Genomic DNA, 18,580 nt, shown 5'->3' on the forward strand with positions numbered 1-18,580 from the left:
GGGTTAGGCGTTACCCGCGAGCTTTTCGCGCAGCGCGGCGAGTTGTGCATCGCTGGCCAGCGAGCCGCCCGCCTCCTTCGGCGAGGACGCGCCGTTGCCCGGCGCGTGGTCGCCGCTGGTGTGCGCCTCGGCTTCGGCAGCGGCGAACTTCTCCATCTGCGCGGTGTGCATCTTGTGCCGGCGCTCGGCCTCGGCGTACCGGGCCTCCCACTCGTTGCGCTGAGTGTCGAAACCTTCCATCCACTCGTTGGTTTCGGCGTCGAAACCCTCGGGGAAGATGTAGTTGCCCTGCTCGTCGTAGCTGTCGGCCATGCCGTACTTCGCGGGGTCGAACTCGTCGGTGTAGTCCTCGTTGGCCTGCTTGAGCGACAACGAGATTCGGCGCCGCTCCAGGTCGATGTCGATGACCTTGACCATCGCGTCGTCGCCGACGGCGACCACCTGGTCGGGCACCTCGACGTGACGCTCGGCCAGCTCGGAGATGTGCACCAGACCTTCGATGCCCTCCTCGACACGAACGAACGCGCCGAACGGCACCAGCTTGGTGACCTTTCCGGGCACGATCTGGCCGATGGCGTGGGTCCGGGCGAAGTGGCGCCACGGGTCTTCCTGAGTCGCCTTGAGCGACAACGAAACCCGCTCGCGATCCATGTCGACGTCGAGCACCTCGACGGTGACCTCGTCGCCAACCTGGACGACCTCGGACGGGTGATCGATGTGCTTCCAAGACAACTCGGAAACGTGCACCAGACCGTCGACACCGCCGAGATCGACGAACGCGCCGAAGTTGACGATCGACGAGACCACACCCTTGCGGATGGTGCCCTTCTGCAACTGGTTGAGGAACTCGCTGCGCACCTCGGACTGGGTCTGCTCCAGCCAGGCGCGGCGGCTCAGCACCACGTTGTTGCGGTTCTTGTCCAGCTCGATGATCTTGGCTTCGATCTCCTTGCCGATGTACGGCTGCAGATCGCGCACCCGACGCATCTCGACCAGCGAAGCGGGCAGGAAGCCACGCAAGCCGATGTCGAGGATCAGGCCACCCTTGACGACCTCGATGACGGTGCCCTTGACGGCCTCGTCCTTCTCCTTGAGCGCTTCGATGGTGCCCCAGGCGCGCTCGTACTGTGCGCGCTTCTTGGACAGGATCAGACGGCCTTCTTTGTCCTCTTTGGTGAGAACAAGGGCCTCGACCTCATCACCGACGGTAACGACCTCGTTGGGGTCGACATCGTGCTTGATGGAGAGTTCGCGGGCGGGGATGACCCCTTCGGTCTTGTAGCCGATATCGAGGAGCACCTCGTCCCGGTCCACTTTGACGATCGTGCCTTCGACGATGTCGCCATCGTTGAAGTACTTGATCGTTTTGTCTATTGCGGCGAGAAAGTCCTCGCTCGAGCCAATGTCGTTGACGGCTACTTGCGGCGAGGTGACGGCGGGACTCGGCATATTGTTGGGGTGCTCCGGACAGGTTGGGTCGTAGGGACAAAACAGGGATTTAATAAACAAGGCTACTAGACAGGGCGCACGCTGGACAAACTCGCCCGGCGTGCCACGTCCGCCACGCCCAATATTCGACCCACCGCGACCTTCGCGCAACCCCGAATTCAGGGGAGATTCTTGCCGTCCTGCCCGCCCGGAAAACGGCCGGGCCTGCAGTGGGTGCGGCCAGTGCGCGGCGTCGTCCCCAGCGCCGCGCTAATGCGCGGCGGCGTCCCACGAGCGGCCGTAGCCGACGGAGACCTCGAGCGGGACGTCCAACGGGTAGGCGGCGCCCATCTTCTCGCGCGCCAGCGCGTCGACCTGTTCGCGTTCGCCAGGTGCGATTTCGAACAGCAATTCGTCGTGTACCTGCAGCAACATGCGTGACTTGAGCCCGGCGTCTTTGATTGCCGTGTCGACGTTGACCATCGCGACCTTGATGATGTCGGCCGCGCTGCCCTGGATCGGTGCGTTGAGCGCCGCCCGTTCGGCGGCCTCGCGGACATTGCGGTTACTGCTGTCGAGTTCGGGCAGGTAGCGCCGGCGCCCGAAGACCGTCGACGTGTAGCCGTCCTTACGGGCCTGGTCCACGACGTTCATCAGGTAATCGCGAACCCCGCCGAACCGGGCGAAGTATTGGTCCATTTGGACTTTCGCTTCCTCGGTGGAGATCTTGAGCTGGGCGGCCAAGCCGTAGGCGCTCAACCCGTACGCCAGGCCGTACGACATCGCCTTGACCCGGCGGCGCAGCTCGGGGGTGACCTCGTCGATCGGCACCCCGAACGCCCGCGAGGCGACGAACGAGTGCAGGTCTTCGCCGGTGTTGAACGCCTCGATCAGCCCTTCGTCGCCGGACAGGTGCGCCATGATCCGCATCTCGATCTGGCTGTAGTCGGCGGTCATCAGCTCGGCATAGCCGTCGCCGACCACAAACGCGTCGCGGATGCGCCGGCCGGCTTCGGTGCGGATCGGAATGTTCTGCAGATTCGGCTCGGTCGACGACAATCGGCCCGTCGCGGCGATGGTCTGGTTGAACGTGGTGTGGATACGTCCGTCGGAGGCCACCGAATTCAGCAGCCCGTCGACGGTGACTTTGAGCCGGGTGGCATCGCGGTGGGTGAGCAGATGCTGCAGGAACGGGTGGCCGGTCTTGTCGAACAGCGACTGCAGGGCATCCGCGTCGGTCGTGTAGCCGGTCTTGGTGCGCTTGGTCTTCGGCATGCCCAGCTCGTCGAAGAGCACCGCCTGCAACTGTTTTGGCGAGCCCAGGTTGATCTGCTTGCCGATCACCTCGTAGGCTGCCTCGGCCGCGTCGCGGATCTGGTGCGCGAAATCGCTTTGCAGCTCCGATAATTGCGGCAGATCGACCGCGATGCCGACATGCTCGAGCCCCGCCAGCACTCGCTGCACCGGCAGCTCCATACCGCCCAGCAGCGACGTGGAGTTGATCCGGGCCAACTCCTCGTCCAGCGCATCGGCCAGGTCCAGCACCGCCACGGCCCGCAGGATCAGCGTCTGCACCGCCTGGTCGTCGACTCCCTCGGAATCGTCGAGAAGCGAAAGCTGTTGCTGCTCAGCCGTTTCGGCGCGCAGCTCGCGCCTAAGGTAGCGCAGCGAAAGGTCGTCGAGGGAAAAGCTGCGCTGCCCGGGCCGCACCAGATAGGCCGCCAGCGCGGTGTCGGAGGTGACACCGGCCAGCTTCCAGCCCCGCCCGGCGAGGTCGTGCATCGCCAGCTTGGCTTCGTGCAGCGCCTTGGGCGGGCCGGGGTCGGCGAGCCAGGACGCCAGCGCCGCCTCGTCGTCGGGATCCAGCGCCGACGTGTCGATGTAGCGCCCGTCGCCGTCGGAGGACACGATGGCCAGCGCGGTGGCGTCGGCGTCGTAGGCCAGGTGGGTGCCGACGACGGCCAGGCCGAACCGCTTTCCGGAGCTGTGTTCGGCCAGCCACACGGCCAGCTGACCGGCCTCCAGCGCGCCGCCGCGCACGTCGAATCCCTCGTCCACTTCGGGCTCGACGGCGGCCAGCGTGTCGAACAGCCGGTCGCGCAGCACCCGGAACTCGAGGTCGTCGAAGAGCCGGTGGATCTGGTCGCGATCCCACGGCAGCAGCCGCAGCGTGTCCGGGGTTTGGGCCAGGGGCACGTCTTTGACGAGGTCGGTGAGCTCGCGGTTGCGGATGACGTTGGCCAGATGGGCCCGCAACGCGTCGCCCACCTTGCCGCGCACCGAGTCGACGTTGTCGACCAGACCCTGCAACGACCCGTACTCGACGATCCACTTGGATGCGGTCTTCTCGCCCACGCCGGGAATCCCGGGCAGGTTGTCGCTGGGATCGCCACGCAGCGCGGCGAAGTCGGGGTATTGGGCGGGAGTCAGCCCGTATTTCTCGACGACGGCGTCCGGGGTGAAGCGGGTGAGTTCGCTGACGCCCTTGATTGGATACAGCACCGTCACGTCGTCGCTGACCAGCTGCAGCGCGTCGCGGTCGCCGGTGACCACCAGCACCCGGTAACCCTCGTTCTCGGCCTGGGTGGCCAACGTCGCGATCAGGTCGTCGGCTTCGAATCCGGGCTCCGCGAGCACCGTGATGCCCAGCGCGTTGAGCACTTCCTTGGTGATGTCGATCTGCCCGCGAAACTCGTCCGGGGTCTCCGACCGGCCGGCCTTGTACTCCGGATAGCGCTCCAGCCGGAACGTCTGGCGCGACACGTCGAACGCCGCGGCGACGTGCGAAGGAGCCTCGTCGCGCAGCAGGTTGATCAGCATGGCGGTGAAGCCGTAGACCGCGTTGGTGGTCAGGCCGCCGCGGGTCTTGAAGTTCTCCGCGGGCAGCGCGTAGAACGCCCGAAAGGCCAGCGAATTGCCGTCCAGCAACATCAGTGTCGGCTTGGTCTGTTCCTCTATGGCGGCAGGCACGGCTCTCACTCTAGGCATCCGCTACGACGGAACATCCGCCCCGGCGGAACTGCAACACGTTTCAGTTTTGTGTTTGACCTGGGTAGTCTGGCCGAGTGCCAGAGGTCACCAGTACACAAGCCGCGATCGACGGGTGGTTCGCCACCGACGACGCCGGAAATCCCCATCTGATCGGCAGCAAGTGCCCGCAGTGCGGCACCTACGTCTTCCCGCCGCGGGAGAACAACTGCCCCAACCCGGGCTGCGCCAGCGACACCCTGGAGTCCGTCGCGTTGTCGACCCGGGGAAAGCTGTGGAGCTACACCGAAAACCGGTATCCCCCGCCCGCGCCCTACCCGGCGGCCGACCCGTTCGAGCCGTTCGCGATCGCCGCGGTGGAACTGGCGCACGAGGGAATCATCGTGCTGGGCAAGGTGGTCGAGGGCACGCTGGCCGCCGACCTGAAGGTCGGCATGGAAATGGAACTGACCACGATGCCGCTGTTCACCGACGACGACGGCGTCGAGCGCATCGTGCACGCCTGGAGGCGCGCCGGCGACGATGCAGAGCGCAGCGATGAGGAGGAGCGGCGCAAATGACGAGCATCATGAGCACACCCGAACCGCTCTACATCCTCGGCGCCGGGATGCACCCCTGGGGCAAATGGGGCCGCGACTTCACCGAATACGGCGTCGTCGCAGCGCGCGCCGCGCTGGCCGAAGCCGGGCTGAGCTGGCAACAGATCCAACTGGTGGCCGGTGCCGACACGATCCGCAACGGCTACCCCGGCTTCATCGCGGGGTCGACGTTCGCGCAGAAACTCGGCTGGAACGGCGTGCCGGTCAGCTCCAGCTACGCCGCCTGCGCCAGCGGTTCGCAGGCGCTGCAGAGCGCACGCGCGCACATTCTGGCCGGCTTCTGCGACGTCGCGCTGGTGATCGGCGCCGACACCACGCCGAAGGGCGCGTTCGCCCCGGTGGGCGGGGAACGCAAGAACGACCCCGATTGGCAGCGTTTCCACCTGATCGGTGCGATGAACCCGGTGTACTTCGCGCTGCTCGCGCGCCGGCGGATGGACCTGTACGGGGCGACGTCGGAGGACTTCGCCCAGGTGAAGGTCAAGAACTCCCAGCACGGCCTACAAAACCCGAATGCCCGCTACCGCAAGGAATCTTCGGTCGAGGACGTGCTGGCCAGCCCGGTGGTCTCCGACCCGCTGCGCCAGCTCGACATCTGCGCCACCTCCGACGGCGCCGCGGCGCTGATCGTGGCCAGTGCCGAGTTCGCCCGCAAGCACCTCGGCTCCCTCGACGGCGTGCCGTCGGTGCGTGCGGTCAGCACGGTCACCCCCCGCTACCCGCAGCATCTGCCCGAATTGCCGGACATCGCAACGGATTCCACCGCGGTGGTCCCCGGGCCGGAGCGGGTGTTCAAGGATCAGATTCTCGACGCGGCCTACGCCGAAGCCGGCATCGGCCCCGAGGACGTCAGCCTGGCCGAGGTCTACGACCTGTCCACCGCGCTGGAACTCGACTGGTACGAGCACCTGGGGCTGTGCCCGAAGGGCGAGGCCGAACAACTGCTGCGCAGCGGTGCGACGGCGATCGGGGGCAAGGTTCCGGTCAACGCGTCCGGCGGGCTGGCGTGCTTCGGTGAGGCCATCCCCGCCCAGGCGATCGCGCAGGTCTGCGAGCTGACCTGGCAGCTGCGTGGCCAGGCCACGGGCCGGCAGGTGGAGAACGCGAAGGTCGGTGTCACCGCGAATCAGGGCCTATTCGGCCATGGTTCGTCGGTGATCGTGGCCCGCTAGGGCTCACGCCCGTCGAGTGTGCACTCAGGCCGCCCTGGCTGCACACTCCCCGCCGCCACTGCACGCTCGACGCGGTGGCGGGGCGTGACGGCTAGCCGGACTCCTCGTCGGACTCGCCGCCGAGAGTCTCCAGCACGACTTCGGCCACCCGCTTCATCGTGGTCCGCCGATCCATCGCGGCACGCTGAATCCACTTGAACGCCTCGGGCTCGCTCATGCCCTGCTTGGACTGCAGCAGGCCCTTGGCACGTTCGACGACCTTGCGGGTCTCCAGACGGTCGGACAGCGTCGCGACTTCGTGTTCCAGCGCGGTGATCTCGCCGAACCGGCTGACGGCCAGTTCAATGGCCGGAATCAGGTCGCTGATCGTGAACGGCTTCACCAGGTACGCCATCGCCCCGGCATCGCGCGCCCGTTCGACGAGGTCGCGCTGACTGAACGCGGTCAGCACCACGATCGGAGCGAGGCGTTTGCTGGCTATCTCGGACGCCGCGTCGATGCCGTCCCGGCGCGGCATTTTCACATCCATGATCACGAGGTCGGGTTTGTGCAGCTCGGCCAGCTCGACTGCTTCCTGGCCGTCCCCTGCCTCGCCGACGATCTCGTACCCCTCCTCTCGGAGCATCTCGGCCAAGTCCATACGGATCAGCGCTTCGTCTTCCGCGATCAGGACCCGGCGCGGCACAGCGGCGTCGGTGTCGGTCGTGGGGCCTGTCATAACGGACATTGTCTCGTGGATCCCGGCGACCAGCGACATCGGGGGCGGTGACAGCAGATCACCGCAGCGATCCTCTATGGTGGGAGGCCGCTTAAGGTAAACACCGAGTAGAGCCCTCGTATCCCAACTGGCAGAGGAAACGGATTCAAAACCCGTGCAGTGTGAGTTCGAATCTCACCGAGGGCACCAGCTAACCACAGGTCAGACCCCATCCTGGCCCGACACCACGGCCCGCAATGACTGGCCAGTCCGCAGTTGGTCCGCAGCAGCGTCAAAAGCGTCCGCAATAGCCCCCAGATCGTCGGGCAGCAGGTGCCCGTATCGGTCCAAGGTCAGCGTGGCGGTCTTGTGGCCCAACAACGTCTGCAGCACTTTGATGTTGGCCCAGGCGCTGATGGCCAACGATGCGCACGTGTGGCGCAAATCATGCGGCGTGATTTCTGGGAACTCTTCTGTCTTCACTTCGCCGCCCTCGTCGATCTCCTGCTGGCGCTTCGCTTCCGTAGTCGCCTTGACGGCTTCGACAGCTCGGTTAAATTCCTACCTGAATCCGCCGGGTGTCAGGTACCCGCCGCGACGGGATGGGAACACCAGATCCCGGCTGTCGCGGCCCTTCAGCTCGGTGGCCAACAGAGGCACGAGGATGAATCCTGTTGCAACACAGTGCCACCTGCTGCAACGATCTGGTCGGCTTTCCGGTCCCGTCGTTCGGCCGGGCTCGACAACCGATGGTCCGCATGTGTTGAGACAAGGTGTGATGCTGCCGTGCGCATCGAGCACTTCGCGAGCATGCGATCAGGTCCGGATTCGTCCCTCGAATCCGAGGCCTGCGGCCATGAAAAGCCGCAGGGGGCAGTCTTTCCCGAGCAATTTCTCAACAGCTGCTGGGACCCCAGTGCGGAAGTCTTCGCAGATGCGTTCCGCCATGGGTAGCATCCGAAAGTACAGCTGCCCGACTTCGATGGGTTCCTTGCCAACATCGTGATTGGCGATCTGCTGGCGGATGTGCTCGCTGAAGAGACCGAACAGCAGTCGGCCACTGGCGTCTTGATCAAGTGGCCCGTGGCCAAATAACTCGGTGAACCGTATGTAGCAGTAGTCGTCGAACAAAGTCGCCAGTGGGTCGATCGTGGGCACGGCGCGCGGACGTGGAAACCCCGCTTCCCTACAGGCTGAGCGCCAGAACTCGTCTTGATATCTGGCTAGAACAAAGGCGAGGTAGGACTGCAACGGATTGCGGGCAATGTCTTCATTTTTGGTGCCAATGGTGTCGGCGAAGATTCCGTGTGGCCCGTTGAGCGGTACTCGAGCGAGCATGCCTTCGATTCCGAGGTTAAGAGCATCAGGGATGGCGCGATGTAGCCACGGTTCGTTGCGAACTGTGGGGTTGGGGTCGACTGCCGCGGTTCTGCCTTCGGCCCAACGCATCTGGGGCAGCGCAGCCTCGATAGGAATGTGGTTGACCGCCAAGTCGAGCGCCGGGTCGCAGGGGCCGGCGAAGGCGAAAGCTGCCAGCTTCTTCTGGCTGAGCAGATTCGCCATGTCATTGAGGTCGCCCAAATCCTCGTACTCTCTCCGGACGAGACGCCAGTCGAACCACAGTCGCACCGCTTCCGGCCAGCGCTCCTCAATGGATACCCAATGCTGACCCCACAACAGGTATCGCCAAAGACAGAGGCGCTCCCAGACAGCGGCATTTCGTTCGAACACATCGGACGCACCAATGGATCTCACTGAGGCCGTCAACCCGAATGAAGTCAGGTAGGGAACCGAAACGATGGCGGAATCATCGGGCCTGTCGGTTGTGAACGTCCACGTTGTGTGTAGGTCGAATCGCTTTCGCAAAATTGTGAGGACATTGTTGCCGTCGTCTGCCAATTCGCGGAGCGTCAAGCCTTCGGGCGCACCGCCCCAGACGTGAGCACGAAACCGAATGAGTTGCTCAAGCTCGTCGACCACGCCCTCTGGGTGGCTCCCTCGCATCAGGGGCGATTCAAGCTGTTTTCGGCAGTGGGTGACAAGCGGAACCCCGTCGGGTGGGATCCCGAATTGCGTTGCAAGCCACGTGGCATCAATCGTGATGATCAAGTCGATGCGCCACATGAATAGCCCGAAAGGCTTCATTTGGAAGTCCACGCGGTGCATGTGCTCGTGAACATACGAGATGAATACCTTGAGATGATCCTTGGTAGGCTGGCTCAGGTCCCCGGTGTGACCGAGCCAATTCATAAAGTCGATGTAATCCTTATATGAGCCGGATACCTCGATGAGGTCCGAACTCGCGCGGTACACGCCGTACCGCTCAGCGTGCCCACTCACATGCTTACCGTCAGGTTCCTACCTTTTTCCACTAGCACGCCCCTCTTGATGAGCTTCTGCACATCAATGTTGAAGGGAACCAGGTCGTCTCGCGTGGTCGGGGCACCGCAACGCATGTTGACGATTACAAGTTCGACGGCTGCCATCTCCTCGGGTGACATCCACGTCACCGAGTTGATGAGGGTTTTGAGAAATCCGATGGCGGGGCCAAGGCCGAAGTCGCCGAGCAGAAAGAAGGTGACACCGCCGGCAGCGGCATTCTGGACGAAGCTTACCGCTGAACGGCGGAGCTGGAAGTGGATTCGACCCGCTCTGAGGTGGGCGTCAGCGGCAGCATCGGTCAACTTCTCGTCTCTAATCTCCCCTCCGGCTGCGCGTACGAGGTTGAAGATGGCCACCTCAAGGTCGCCGACGCCAGACGTGCCCCTATATTCCGATACGTCTGGGGGGTCTCTGTCTACGCGCTGAGCGAGCACTTCTCCCGCGGTGACGTCACCCGACGGGTCCTCCCATACTTCGGTTACTTCGCCTTCGTCAGTCACACGCAACCTCCTGCCCCCGTGGCCGGATCTGCCGACGCAAAGTCTAGCGGTCGAGTTGCACCAGGAGATCAGGTTGCAAATGTCCTTTCCTGACTTCATCGACCAGAACATGACACTTGGACACTCCATGCCTGAGGGCCGACACCACGTTCGGAGAACAGCACAGCATCAGTCCGGGTCGCGACCTGTTGGAAGGCGGAGATCCGAGGCTCCCGATGCCACGCACACGCGGTTGGTAAGAGACGAAGCAGCCGATGAGAAAGCGTGGGAATTGCGCCTCATCTGCCGCCATGTTTCATCGCTGAGTAACGGGAAACATTGCGCGCCAACGCATCCCGATATGTGACCATAGACGTATGCCCACCACATGGCCTTACCGATCATCGACAAGATCGACAACATCGATGATTTCAGGCATGGAGGGCCTCGCCTACCCTCCGTATCAGCCGACGCCCGGCCGGTTCAGCCAGGGTGTCCTCGAGCGCCTCGACTACCCCTTGTCGTGGGCGGACTGGGTTTCCAGCGGGCACGCGATCATAACTTCGACGTGGACGGCGATCCCGTTCAAACCGAACCAGGTCGCGCTCGTGGTGGGGGACGGCGGCTTCACCGGGACCAGGACCACTGTCTGGGTGTCTGAGTGCAACGAAGCGCTCATTTCTGGGTCATGAACGTCGTCACCACCAGCGGCGGCCGCGTCGGACAACGCATGCTGGGAGTCGACATCAAAGGCCACCCCCACCACCGGCATGCCTGCCTGACGGAAGGCGGTGGGCTCAGCGCCGTCGCCGCCCAGCCGTAGATCCACAGGGTGAATTGCGCGGCGCCCGCCGGGGTGCGAACCTAGGCCCTCTCCTTCGTCGCCCCGCCGCACCTGTCGCCGCGCGGCGGGGGCGAGGCCTACGAGACGGTCAGGACGACAGCACGTCCGGCCCCAGGTACCGGATCACCGGGGTCGCGCCGTCGAGTTCCCACAAGATCAGGTAGTCCTCGTCGGCGCGCGCGACAGTGACGGCGTACACCCTGCCGGGCCGGATCAGCCGGCGCCGCACGGTCTCGTCGTTCGGGTTGGCCTCGATGCGGTCAAGCCATTGATCGATGTGTTCCGCGAACATTGGGTCGCGGTTGCGGAGGTCGACTAGTTCGTCGTACGGCTCCGGGTCCAGCTCAAGCACCAGTCCACCCTACCCCTGTAGTGCCCCATTGCCCAAATGCCCCAATTCCCAAACATGGAAAGAGGGCTTATCATCTTCTATAGTTCTCCATATGGAACCCGTGGTCATTGAAGTAGACAGCCGACGCCGGATCAGCATCGGCAAGCTCGGACGCCACGACACCTATTTAGCAACCGAACAACCGGACGGAACAATCGTGTTGGAACCAGCCGTCGTCTTAACCGCAGCAGAGCATGCATACCTGAAGAACACGAAACTGCGACACCAGATCGAAGAAAACCGTGCTCACCCTGAGCGCCGCCGCCCCCGGCCTCCGCGCCCCGCACGGCGCGAAGCCGTGGAAATCGCGCAAACCGACGCAAACTAGACCCTCTCAGAGGGTATGAATCATGGCTCCCCCAGTCGGCTCCCTCGCACTCTCCACCAGCAACCAATACATGGCGCTCCACCCAGAGCGCTTCCCACAAGGCCACACCCTCAATCCCGGTGAAGTCTTAGTAGGTCATCAACCCCTGCGGATACGGACGCCACGGACATCTCACGTGGACGTCCCGGCCATGCGATGCCACCGTCTACGGGCCACCCTTCGATCTCCACTGCCGCGTACTGAACGGCGCCGGATACGAGACCTAGGCTGACTACCTTCAGGTCATTTCCGCGGATACGCGAATCCGAGCCAGTCCGCGGTGGGCTCCTGCAGCCGGTCGAGCACTACCCCTTCGTCCACGGACGTGTATTCCGCGAGGGCACGCAGATAGGTGCGCGTCGCCCACGCCGCGTACAAGGTCGCCTGCGCGGTGACCTCTAGCGTGACGTACTTGGCGGCGGTTACTACACCTCCGACTGAGGGGCCAGCGGGCGCGTATCCGGTAAGCCCGGCTTGGCGAAAGCGTCCGTGCGTAGCGGCGGACAGCAGCTTGTACGGCATCCGCGCCAGCGCGTCCTCCCCCACCCCCGCCGCCCGGTAGAAATCCTTCATCAGCTGCGTCTCCGGTGGCGGGGCTTCGGACTTTCTTTGACCTGTGCGGGCGAGGAATGGGACGTCCCATGGCCGGCGGTTCTTGGGGTAGACCGGATTGAGTCCTGCCGTCTCGCCGACCGCTAAAAAGTCGGCGGCGCGATCGTCGCGGAAGGTGATCGCTTCTTCCTCGTCCGGCAGCGGCAAGTCGTACAACGCCGCCAGTTCTTCGTTCAGGTAGCGCCGCAGCCGCTCCTCCCGAGAGTCCGCGGTCAGGACGTACCACGCCTTCGCTGCAATGGCGGCCGATGTGCGCGCCAACGGGAACGGCGCCAACGTGACTGCGTCGGCGCGCAACACGGCCGCGACGCCGAGGAGAAGGTCGGCCTGGTCGAAGCCGACGGCGACCTGCTGCGTCGCGAGAGTCAGGAGGGTTTGCTTGGACTGCGTGCCCTCGTGATCCGAGCGCGCAGCAGTGTCCCGGAGTGCCTCGCTTCTGACCTTGAACGGGTGCCCCAACTTCTCTTTGAGGAGACCGTCCGTGGCTTCCACGAACTGCGTCACCACATCGGCGAATCTGTCGAACTCAGGCGGTGTCGAACGGAGGTTGAGCGGCGGCGGGATCGTCACTGAACCATCGTGCATCTATCCGGCCAACTGGGGGTCCAACCTGCTGCTCCGGGGACCGTGTTTCCTGTAGTCCGCTACTAGTAGCGCACCCCCTCCCAGTCCGCAGTCAGTCCGCAGTTGGTTTCGATGGTTGCGATGGTTGTGATGGCAGATAGTGCTTTGAAATGGTCCTTTCCTGAACAGGCTTCGTTCATCTGCGACGTAAACGTCGAGAGTGACGGATTCAAAACCCGTCCAGTGTGAGTTCGAATCTCACCGAGGGCACCAGGCCTGAAGCGGCGCAATCCGGGTACCGGATCGCGTTTCGGCAACGCCGCAATAACGCTGCAATCCCGAATGCAACACGGTTGGTTCGCGACACGTTTTTGGCTTGTTCAACAGACGTACAGTAAGCACGCTTTGCCCCGTTCACTCAGAATGGAGTTTGTCGTGTCGCGTTTTAGCAAACTGTTTGTTGCCATCGTTATTGTGCTGACCCCGCTCACCACTTCGGGATGCGGAAGCTTCTGCCTTCCCGGCGGGTCCTGCGTCACTATCTAAGTGGCTCCGTGCTATCCACCCCTCCGTGGAGGGGTGGATAGCTATTTCCCCGCCCGCAGCCGACAACTGAGATCGCGTGCACACCAACGTATTCGATCAATCCGATGGTTGCGCACGCCGACCTCAGTAGTATTCGGGCAGGCCGTGCGAAACGGCGCCTTGTCGTGCGGGAGGTTGTGGCGTGAACCTGCGACGCGATCGACAGGAACCGTTGGCGGACATCGTCATTGAACTGGACGAACCCGCCGACCTGTTCGCCGTCGACCAGCGGTCCCTACTATCCGGCGCGAGCCGAATCGACAGCGGCATCGACGAACTCGTCGAATTGTTGTTGGCCCAGAAGCGGCATTCCAATATTCAGCGCATCGTTTTGGATATCGCCGGCGAATGCTCCGAAGAACTGGCGGCCAACCTGGAGGCGTCGGTCCGCCGCTACTGCGCGTTGGCTGTGCGCCGGGCAGACCGGCAGCATGACCTGATTTGGCGCCAGGGCATGCGGTCGCTGATCAGCGGCTCGCTGTTGTTCGTTGCCGGCATCGCACTGTCGTACATCTTCACTCGCCCAATGGTGGGTGAGCTCGCGGGCGAACTGCTCGGCAACGGCGTGTTCCTGGTGGTGGCGTGGGTCGGCCTTTGGTACCCCCTGGATGTGCTGTTCATCGCGAGAGAGCAGGCAAAGCGCGAGTCGCGGGTGTTCGCCATGATGCTGGCCATGCCGGTCGTGGTCCGGACACATGCCGGCGCGGTGCCCATCGAGCACCTGCCCGGGTTCACCCCATACGGCGGTCGGCGGTCCACTCGCCTCCGTGACACGCACATCCACTTGCGCGGTGCGCCGCCGACCGGGAGTCCCGGCCCAAGTTAGCCAACCGCAGCGCTGGGGAATCATCTGACAAACGGTTACGCTTTGAAAGTGGTGCCTAGGAAATGCGGGGCCCCGCCAAGTCGGCCGGATGGCTCGGCGCGCCCGGACTGCAAAGCAGCGGTGCGGGCCAAGAATCGCGCCCGCAACGATCACTACGCCGATAGCCACGACCGCCGTGCCCGGGTGCTCAATATCAACGCCATGATGGCGGTGGTCATCAGCCTGCTCTTCGGGATCCTGGGCATCTGGGCCGGGTCCTTCGCGCAGCGAACCCAGGTGATCACCCTTGTCGCCGCGATGATCTTCCTGACCGTCCCGTGGCTGCACCGATTCGGGGAATTGGTTGCGCCGCTGACCTACGTCGCCTCGGCGTATCTAGTCATCTTCTTCATCTGCTGGGAGGTCGGCACCGGCACCGGCGTGCAGTACTACTTCATCGCCAACGCGAGCCTGGTGGTGTTGCAGCTCGGCATCGAGCGCATCGGCCTGGCCGCGCTGCTGGCAGCCATCGGCGCCGGACTGGTGATCACCCTGCAGTTCCTGGTGCCCCGCTCGACCGGGCTCGAACAGCCCTGGGCCGAGCGGATGAGCTTTGTCATCACGACGATCTCGGCCTGCACCATGGCGGTGGTGACGGTGTGGTTCGCGCTTCGCGACACCAAGCGCGCCGAAGCCGTCATGGAGTCGGAGTACGAGCGCTCGGAAGCCTTATTGGCCAACATGTTGCCGGCCAGCGTCGCCGACCGGCTCAAAGAACCCGAGCGCGACGTCATCGCCGACCGATACGACGAGGCCTCGGTGCTGTTCGCCGACATGGTCGGCTTCACCGAGCGCGCAAGCTCAACCGCACCATGCGACCTCGTCAAGTTCCTCGACCGCCTGTACAGCGCATTCGACGAACTGGTGGATAAGCACGGGCTGGAGAAAATCAAAGTCAGCGGGGACTCCTACATGGTTGTCAGCGGAGTCCCGCGCCCCAGGCCCGATCACGTCCATGCACTGGCCGACTTTGCCCTCGACATGGTCGCCGCCGCCGCGGAAATCGAAGACGCACAAGGTAACTCGATACCCATACGCGTCGGCTTTGCGACAGGCACCGTGGTCGCGGGCGTCGTCGGGTCGCGGCGGTTCTTCTACGACGTGTGGGGCGACGCGGTCAATGTCGCGGCCCGGATGGAATCGACCGACTCGGTGGGACAGATTCAAGTGCCCGAGGACGTGTACGAGCGTCTGCGCGACGAGTTCGTGCTGCGGGAGCGCGGCCGGATCGAGGTCAAAGGCAAAGGCGTGATGCACACCTGGTACCTGATCGGCCGCAAGCCGGCCGCGGCCGAACCCGGCGATATGGCCGCCGAGGAGCCCCGAACGGCCCACGGCGCCACGGTCTAAAGCCCCTATTCTGGGCTGCGCGGTTATGCCACAGTGAGGCTATGCAGCCCAACCCTGTTCCAAGCATGTTGCCGCATCTGTGGAAATCCACGCTGGTATCGGGAGTCTTGACGCTGATCGTCGGCATTCTGGTGCTCGCATGGCCGGGTATATCCGTCCTGGCCGCCGCGATCGCGTTCGGTGTCTATCTGCTGATCACCGGTGTCGCACAAGTCATATTCGCGTTCAGCCTGCATGTTTCGGCGGGCAGCCGCATTCTGCTGTTCGTCAGTGGCGCCGCGTCATTGATCCTGGCCGTGCTGGCATTCCGTCATTTCGGCCAGGGATACGCGGTGCTGTTGCTGGCCATCTGGATTGCCATCGGATTCGTCTTTCGTGGTGTGGCCACAACGGTTTCCGCGATCAGCGATCCCACGCTGCCGGGACGCGGCTGGTCGATTTTCCTCGGCGTGATCACCCTGATCGCCGGCATTGTCGTACTCGCGTCGCCGTTCGCATCGATCATCACCCTGGCGATCGTCGTCGGCATTTGGCTGGCCGTCATCGGCGTCTTCGAGGTCATCGCGTCGTTCGGGATCCGCAAGGCCTCCAAGGAACTCAGGAATAGCGTCGAGGCCGCTTAGCTACTACACTCTGTCGTAGAACACTGCAGTCACGGGAGATGACAGATGAATGTCGTCGACATATCGCGGTGGCAGTTCGGTATTACCACCGTCTACCACTTCATCTTTGTGCCGCTCACAATCGGCCTGGCTCCCCTTATCGCGGTCATGCAGACGGCGTGGGTGGCCACCGGCAATACCGCCTGGTATCGCCTGACCAAGTTCTTCGGCAAGTTGTTCCTGATCAACTTCGCGATCGGGGTGGCCACCGGGATCGTGCAGGAATTCCAGTTCGGGATGAACTGGAGCGAATACTCGCGGTTCGTCGGCGACATCTTCGGCGCCCCGCTCGCGATGGAAGGCCTGGCCGCCTTCTTCTTCGAATCCACTTTCCTCGGGTTGTGGATTTTCGGTTGGAGTCGACTGCCGAAGCTGGTGCACCTGGCCTGCATTTGGGTCGTCGCGATCTCGGTCAACGTGTCCGCCTTCTTCATCATCTCGGCGAATTCGTTCATGCAGCACCCGGTCGGCGCGCATTACAACCCCGCGACACGGCGCGCCGAGCTGGACAGCATCGCGGCATTGCTCAGCAATAACACTGCGCGAGCGGCATTTTCACACGCCGTCAATGGTTCGCTGCTGACCGCGGCCACCTTCGTCGCCGCCGTGAGCGCCTGGTGGCTGGTCCGCGCGAAAAAGAACGCCGACGTAGACCTCGGTGCGGTGTTTCGCCCGGCGGCGATCCTGGGGTGTTGGGTGGCACTGTTCGCCACCGTCGGGCTGTTCTTCACCGGCGACGAACAGGGCAAGCTGATGTTCCAGCAGCAACCGATGAAAATGGCGTCGGCCGAATCACTGTGCAACACCGAGACCGATCCGGACTTCTCCATCCTGACCGTCGGCGCGCACAACAACTGCGACAGCATCACCCGTGTCATCGAGGTGCCTTACGTGCTGCCGTTCCTCGCCGAGAGCAAGTTCACCGGTGTGACATTGCAGGGTGTGCGCGACATCCAGCAAGACTCTGAACACAAGTTCGGGCCAAATGACTACCGGCCCAACTTGTTCGTCACCTATTGGTCATTCCGCATGATGATCGGCCTGATGGCGATCCCGGTGCTATTCGCGCTGGCCACCCTGTGGCTCACGCGGGGCGGGCGCACCCCCACCCAATCCTGGTTCCCCTGGTTCGCGCTGCTGACCATCCCTACTCCGTTCCTGGCCAACAGCGCCGGATGGGTGTTCACCGAAATGGGCCGTCAGCCTTGGCTTGTGGTGCCGAATCCGACCGGCGATCAGCAGGTGCGGCTGACGGTCAGCCAGGGTGTGTCGGATCACGCGTCGGGCATGGTGATTACCTCACTGGTGACTTTCACGCTGGTCTACGCGGTGCTCGCGGTCATCTGGTTCTGGCTGCTGAAGCGCTACATCGCCGAAGGACCGTTGGAACACGACGCGGAGCCCGCACCGCCGAAAGCACCCGGCGATGACGAAGTGGCCCCGCTGTCGTTCGCCTACTGACCGGGAAGGAGTTAACCAATGGCGCTGCAAGAGTTATGGTTCGGCATCATCGCCGTGCTATTCCTGGGCTTCTTCATCCTGGAGGGCTTCGACTTCGGCGTGGGCATGCTGATGGAGCCGTTCGGCCGTGTCGGCAGCGGCGATCCGGAGAACCACCGGCGCGCCGCGCTGAACACCATCGGCCCGGTGTGGGACGGCAACGAAGTCTGGCTGATCACCGCCGGCGCCGGGATGTTCGCCGCGTTTCCCGGCTGGTATGCGACGGTGTTCTCGACGCTCTACCTACCGCTGTTCGCGATCCTGTTCGGCATGATCGTGCGCGTGGTGGCCATCGAATGGCGCGGCAAGATCGACGACAAAAGATGGCGCGCCCTAGCCGATTTCGCCATTGCGGCCGGGTCCTGGCTGCCCGCGGTGCTGTGGGGCGTGGCGTTCGCCATCCTGGTACGCGGTCTGCCCGTGGACGCCAACGGTCACATTCATCTCTCCATTGGCGACGTGCTCAACGCCTATACGCTGCTGGGCGGCTTGGCCACGGCCGGGCTGTTTCTGTTCTACGGCGCGGTGTTCGTTGCGTTGAAGACGTCGGACGCCATCCGCGACGACGCGCACCGATTCGCCAAGCAATTGTCGCTGCCGGTCACGGGACTGGTCGCCGCCTTTGGGCTTTGGACACAGCTGGCGCATGGCAAGACCTGGACCTGGCTGGTGCTCGCGGTGGCGGTCGTCGCGCAGCTAGCCGCGGTGGCGTTGGTGTGGCGCCGCGTCTCCGACGGTTGGGCGTTCGCGAGCACGGCGCTGGTCGTCGCGGCGGTGGTGATTCTGTTGTTCGGTGTGCTGTATCCCGATTTGGTGCCCTCGACGCTGAACAAGCAGTGGAGCCTGACGATCTACAACGCGTCGTCGACGCCCTACACGCTCAAGATCATGACGTGGGTGACCGCCTTCTTCGCCCCGCTGACGGTCGTGTACCAGGCGTGGACGTATTGGGTGTTCCGGCAACGGATCTCGGCTGATCGGATACCGCCGTCGATCGGCCTGGCAAGGCGTCCGTCCTGAGCACACGCAACTCCCGGGCGCCCCTGGACCCGCGACTGTGGCGGGCATCGACCGCTTTGCGTCGCTATCTGGCCG

At 63.8% G+C, this 18,580-nt stretch carries 18 protein-coding genes and 1 tRNA gene; 11 read left to right on the plus strand and 8 right to left on the minus strand.

From position 1 onward, the window contains the following. Window positions 1-3: 3 nt before the first annotated feature. Both rpsA and polA read right to left on the minus strand, forming a co-directional pair. On the minus strand, window positions 4-1,449 hold the full coding sequence (gene rpsA / locus LMQ14_RS15355) for a 30S ribosomal protein S1 (RefSeq protein WP_267730437.1): 1,446 nt from the start codon (window positions 1,447-1,449) through the stop codon (window positions 4-6). Window positions 1,450-1,698: 249 nt separating this feature from the next. Further along, window positions 1,699-4,416, minus strand: coding sequence for a DNA polymerase I (gene polA, locus LMQ14_RS15360; protein WP_267730438.1), 2,718 nt, complete (start codon window positions 4,414-4,416; stop codon window positions 1,699-1,701). Window positions 4,417-4,493: 77 nt separating this feature from the next. Here polA and LMQ14_RS15365 point away from each other — a divergent pair, with 77 nt between their 5' ends. Together LMQ14_RS15365 and LMQ14_RS15370 are read left to right on the plus strand one after the other, a co-directional pair. Continuing rightward, on the plus strand, window positions 4,494-4,976 hold the full coding sequence (locus LMQ14_RS15365; protein ID WP_267730439.1) for a Zn-ribbon domain-containing OB-fold protein: 483 nt from the start codon (window positions 4,494-4,496) through the stop codon (window positions 4,974-4,976). An 8-nt stretch (window positions 4,977-4,984) separates the two neighbouring features. Continuing rightward, window positions 4,985-6,187: a lipid-transfer protein gene (locus LMQ14_RS15370; RefSeq protein WP_267735529.1), complete on the plus strand. Its 1,203-nt coding sequence runs from the start codon at window positions 4,985-4,987 to the stop codon at window positions 6,185-6,187. A 91-nt stretch (window positions 6,188-6,278) separates the two neighbouring features. Here the strand turns inward: LMQ14_RS15370 and LMQ14_RS15375 are convergent, their stop codons facing one another. Further along, complete coding sequence (locus LMQ14_RS15375) at window positions 6,279-6,905, minus strand: ANTAR domain-containing response regulator (RefSeq protein WP_267730440.1); 627 nt, start codon at window positions 6,903-6,905, stop codon at window positions 6,279-6,281. A 112-nt stretch (window positions 6,906-7,017) separates the two neighbouring features. On the opposite strand from LMQ14_RS15375, the gene LMQ14_RS15380 reads away from it, so the two are divergent. Beyond that, window positions 7,018-7,094, plus strand: a tRNA-Leu gene (locus tag LMQ14_RS15380). A 12-nt stretch (window positions 7,095-7,106) separates the two neighbouring features. Here the strand turns inward: LMQ14_RS15380 and LMQ14_RS15385 are convergent. From LMQ14_RS15385 to LMQ14_RS15395, 3 genes are all read right to left on the minus strand, one after another. Next, complete coding sequence (locus tag LMQ14_RS15385) at window positions 7,107-7,367, minus strand: tyrosine-type recombinase/integrase (protein WP_324291062.1); 261 nt, start codon at window positions 7,365-7,367, stop codon at window positions 7,107-7,109. A 333-nt stretch (window positions 7,368-7,700) separates the two neighbouring features. Continuing rightward, the gene (locus tag LMQ14_RS15390) at window positions 7,701-9,224 is read right to left on the minus strand and encodes a hypothetical protein (protein ID WP_267730441.1); all 1,524 of its coding nucleotides are present in this window, start codon (window positions 9,222-9,224) and stop codon (window positions 7,701-7,703) included. Next, window positions 9,221-9,766, minus strand: coding sequence for a hypothetical protein (locus LMQ14_RS15395; RefSeq protein WP_267730442.1), 546 nt, complete (start codon window positions 9,764-9,766; stop codon window positions 9,221-9,223). The genes LMQ14_RS15390 and LMQ14_RS15395 overlap by 4 nt, the downstream gene beginning before the upstream one ends. A 416-nt stretch (window positions 9,767-10,182) precedes the next feature. Here LMQ14_RS15395 and LMQ14_RS28285 point away from each other — a divergent pair, with 416 nt between their 5' ends. Together LMQ14_RS28285 and LMQ14_RS28290 are read left to right on the plus strand one after the other, a co-directional pair. Beyond that, on the plus strand, window positions 10,183-10,437 hold the full coding sequence (locus LMQ14_RS28285) for a hypothetical protein (RefSeq protein ID WP_420714514.1): 255 nt from the start codon (window positions 10,183-10,185) through the stop codon (window positions 10,435-10,437). Continuing rightward, on the plus strand, window positions 10,434-10,568 hold the full coding sequence (locus LMQ14_RS28290) for a hypothetical protein (RefSeq protein WP_420714515.1): 135 nt from the start codon (window positions 10,434-10,436) through the stop codon (window positions 10,566-10,568). Before LMQ14_RS28285 ends, LMQ14_RS28290 begins: the two co-directional genes overlap by 4 nt. Before the next feature lie 109 nt (window positions 10,569-10,677). Here LMQ14_RS28290 and LMQ14_RS15405 read toward each other — a convergent pair whose 3' ends face one another. Further along, window positions 10,678-10,941 carry a hypothetical protein gene (locus tag LMQ14_RS15405; RefSeq protein ID WP_267730444.1) on the minus strand — a complete coding sequence of 88 codons (264 nt, stop codon included), beginning with the start codon at window positions 10,939-10,941 and terminating at the stop codon, window positions 10,678-10,680. 91 nt (window positions 10,942-11,032) lie between these two features. Between LMQ14_RS15405 and LMQ14_RS15410 the strand changes: the two genes are divergently transcribed. Next, entirely contained in the window at window positions 11,033-11,308 is a 276-nt protein-coding gene (locus LMQ14_RS15410; protein WP_267730445.1) for a hypothetical protein, read from the plus strand. 282 nt (window positions 11,309-11,590) lie between these two features. On the opposite strand, the gene LMQ14_RS15415 is transcribed toward LMQ14_RS15410, so the two are convergent. Beyond that, on the minus strand, window positions 11,591-12,529 hold the full coding sequence (locus LMQ14_RS15415; protein ID WP_267730446.1) for a hypothetical protein: 939 nt from the start codon (window positions 12,527-12,529) through the stop codon (window positions 11,591-11,593). A gap of 721 nt (window positions 12,530-13,250) precedes the next feature. Between LMQ14_RS15415 and LMQ14_RS15420 the strand changes: the two genes are divergently transcribed. Genes LMQ14_RS15420 through cydB form a run of 5 tightly spaced genes read left to right on the plus strand, consistent with a single transcriptional unit; the run spans window position 13,251 to window position 18,505 of the window. Further along, window positions 13,251-13,934 (plus strand): hypothetical protein, encoded by a 684-nt coding sequence (locus LMQ14_RS15420; protein ID WP_267730447.1) that lies wholly within the window; start codon window positions 13,251-13,253, stop codon window positions 13,932-13,934. 48 nt (window positions 13,935-13,982) lie between these two features. Next, on the plus strand, window positions 13,983-15,323 hold the full coding sequence (locus LMQ14_RS15425) for an adenylate/guanylate cyclase domain-containing protein (RefSeq protein ID WP_267730448.1): 1,341 nt from the start codon (window positions 13,983-13,985) through the stop codon (window positions 15,321-15,323). 41 nt (window positions 15,324-15,364) lie between these two features. Beyond that, complete coding sequence (locus LMQ14_RS15430) at window positions 15,365-15,946, plus strand: HdeD family acid-resistance protein (RefSeq protein ID WP_420714516.1); 582 nt, start codon at window positions 15,365-15,367, stop codon at window positions 15,944-15,946. A gap of 45 nt (window positions 15,947-15,991) precedes the next feature. Continuing rightward, the gene (locus LMQ14_RS15435) at window positions 15,992-17,446 is read left to right on the plus strand and encodes a cytochrome ubiquinol oxidase subunit I (RefSeq protein ID WP_267730449.1); all 1,455 of its coding nucleotides are present in this window, start codon (window positions 15,992-15,994) and stop codon (window positions 17,444-17,446) included. Between the two features lie 18 nt (window positions 17,447-17,464). Further along, a complete protein-coding gene (gene cydB, locus LMQ14_RS15440; RefSeq protein WP_267730450.1) occupies window positions 17,465-18,505 on the plus strand; it encodes a cytochrome d ubiquinol oxidase subunit II in 1,041 nt (346 codons plus the stop codon). Window positions 18,506-18,580 lie beyond the last annotated feature (75 nt).

It is taken from the genome of Mycobacterium sp. Aquia_213, from assembly GCF_026625985.1.
GTDB lineage: Bacteria > Actinomycetota > Actinomycetes > Mycobacteriales > Mycobacteriaceae > Mycobacterium.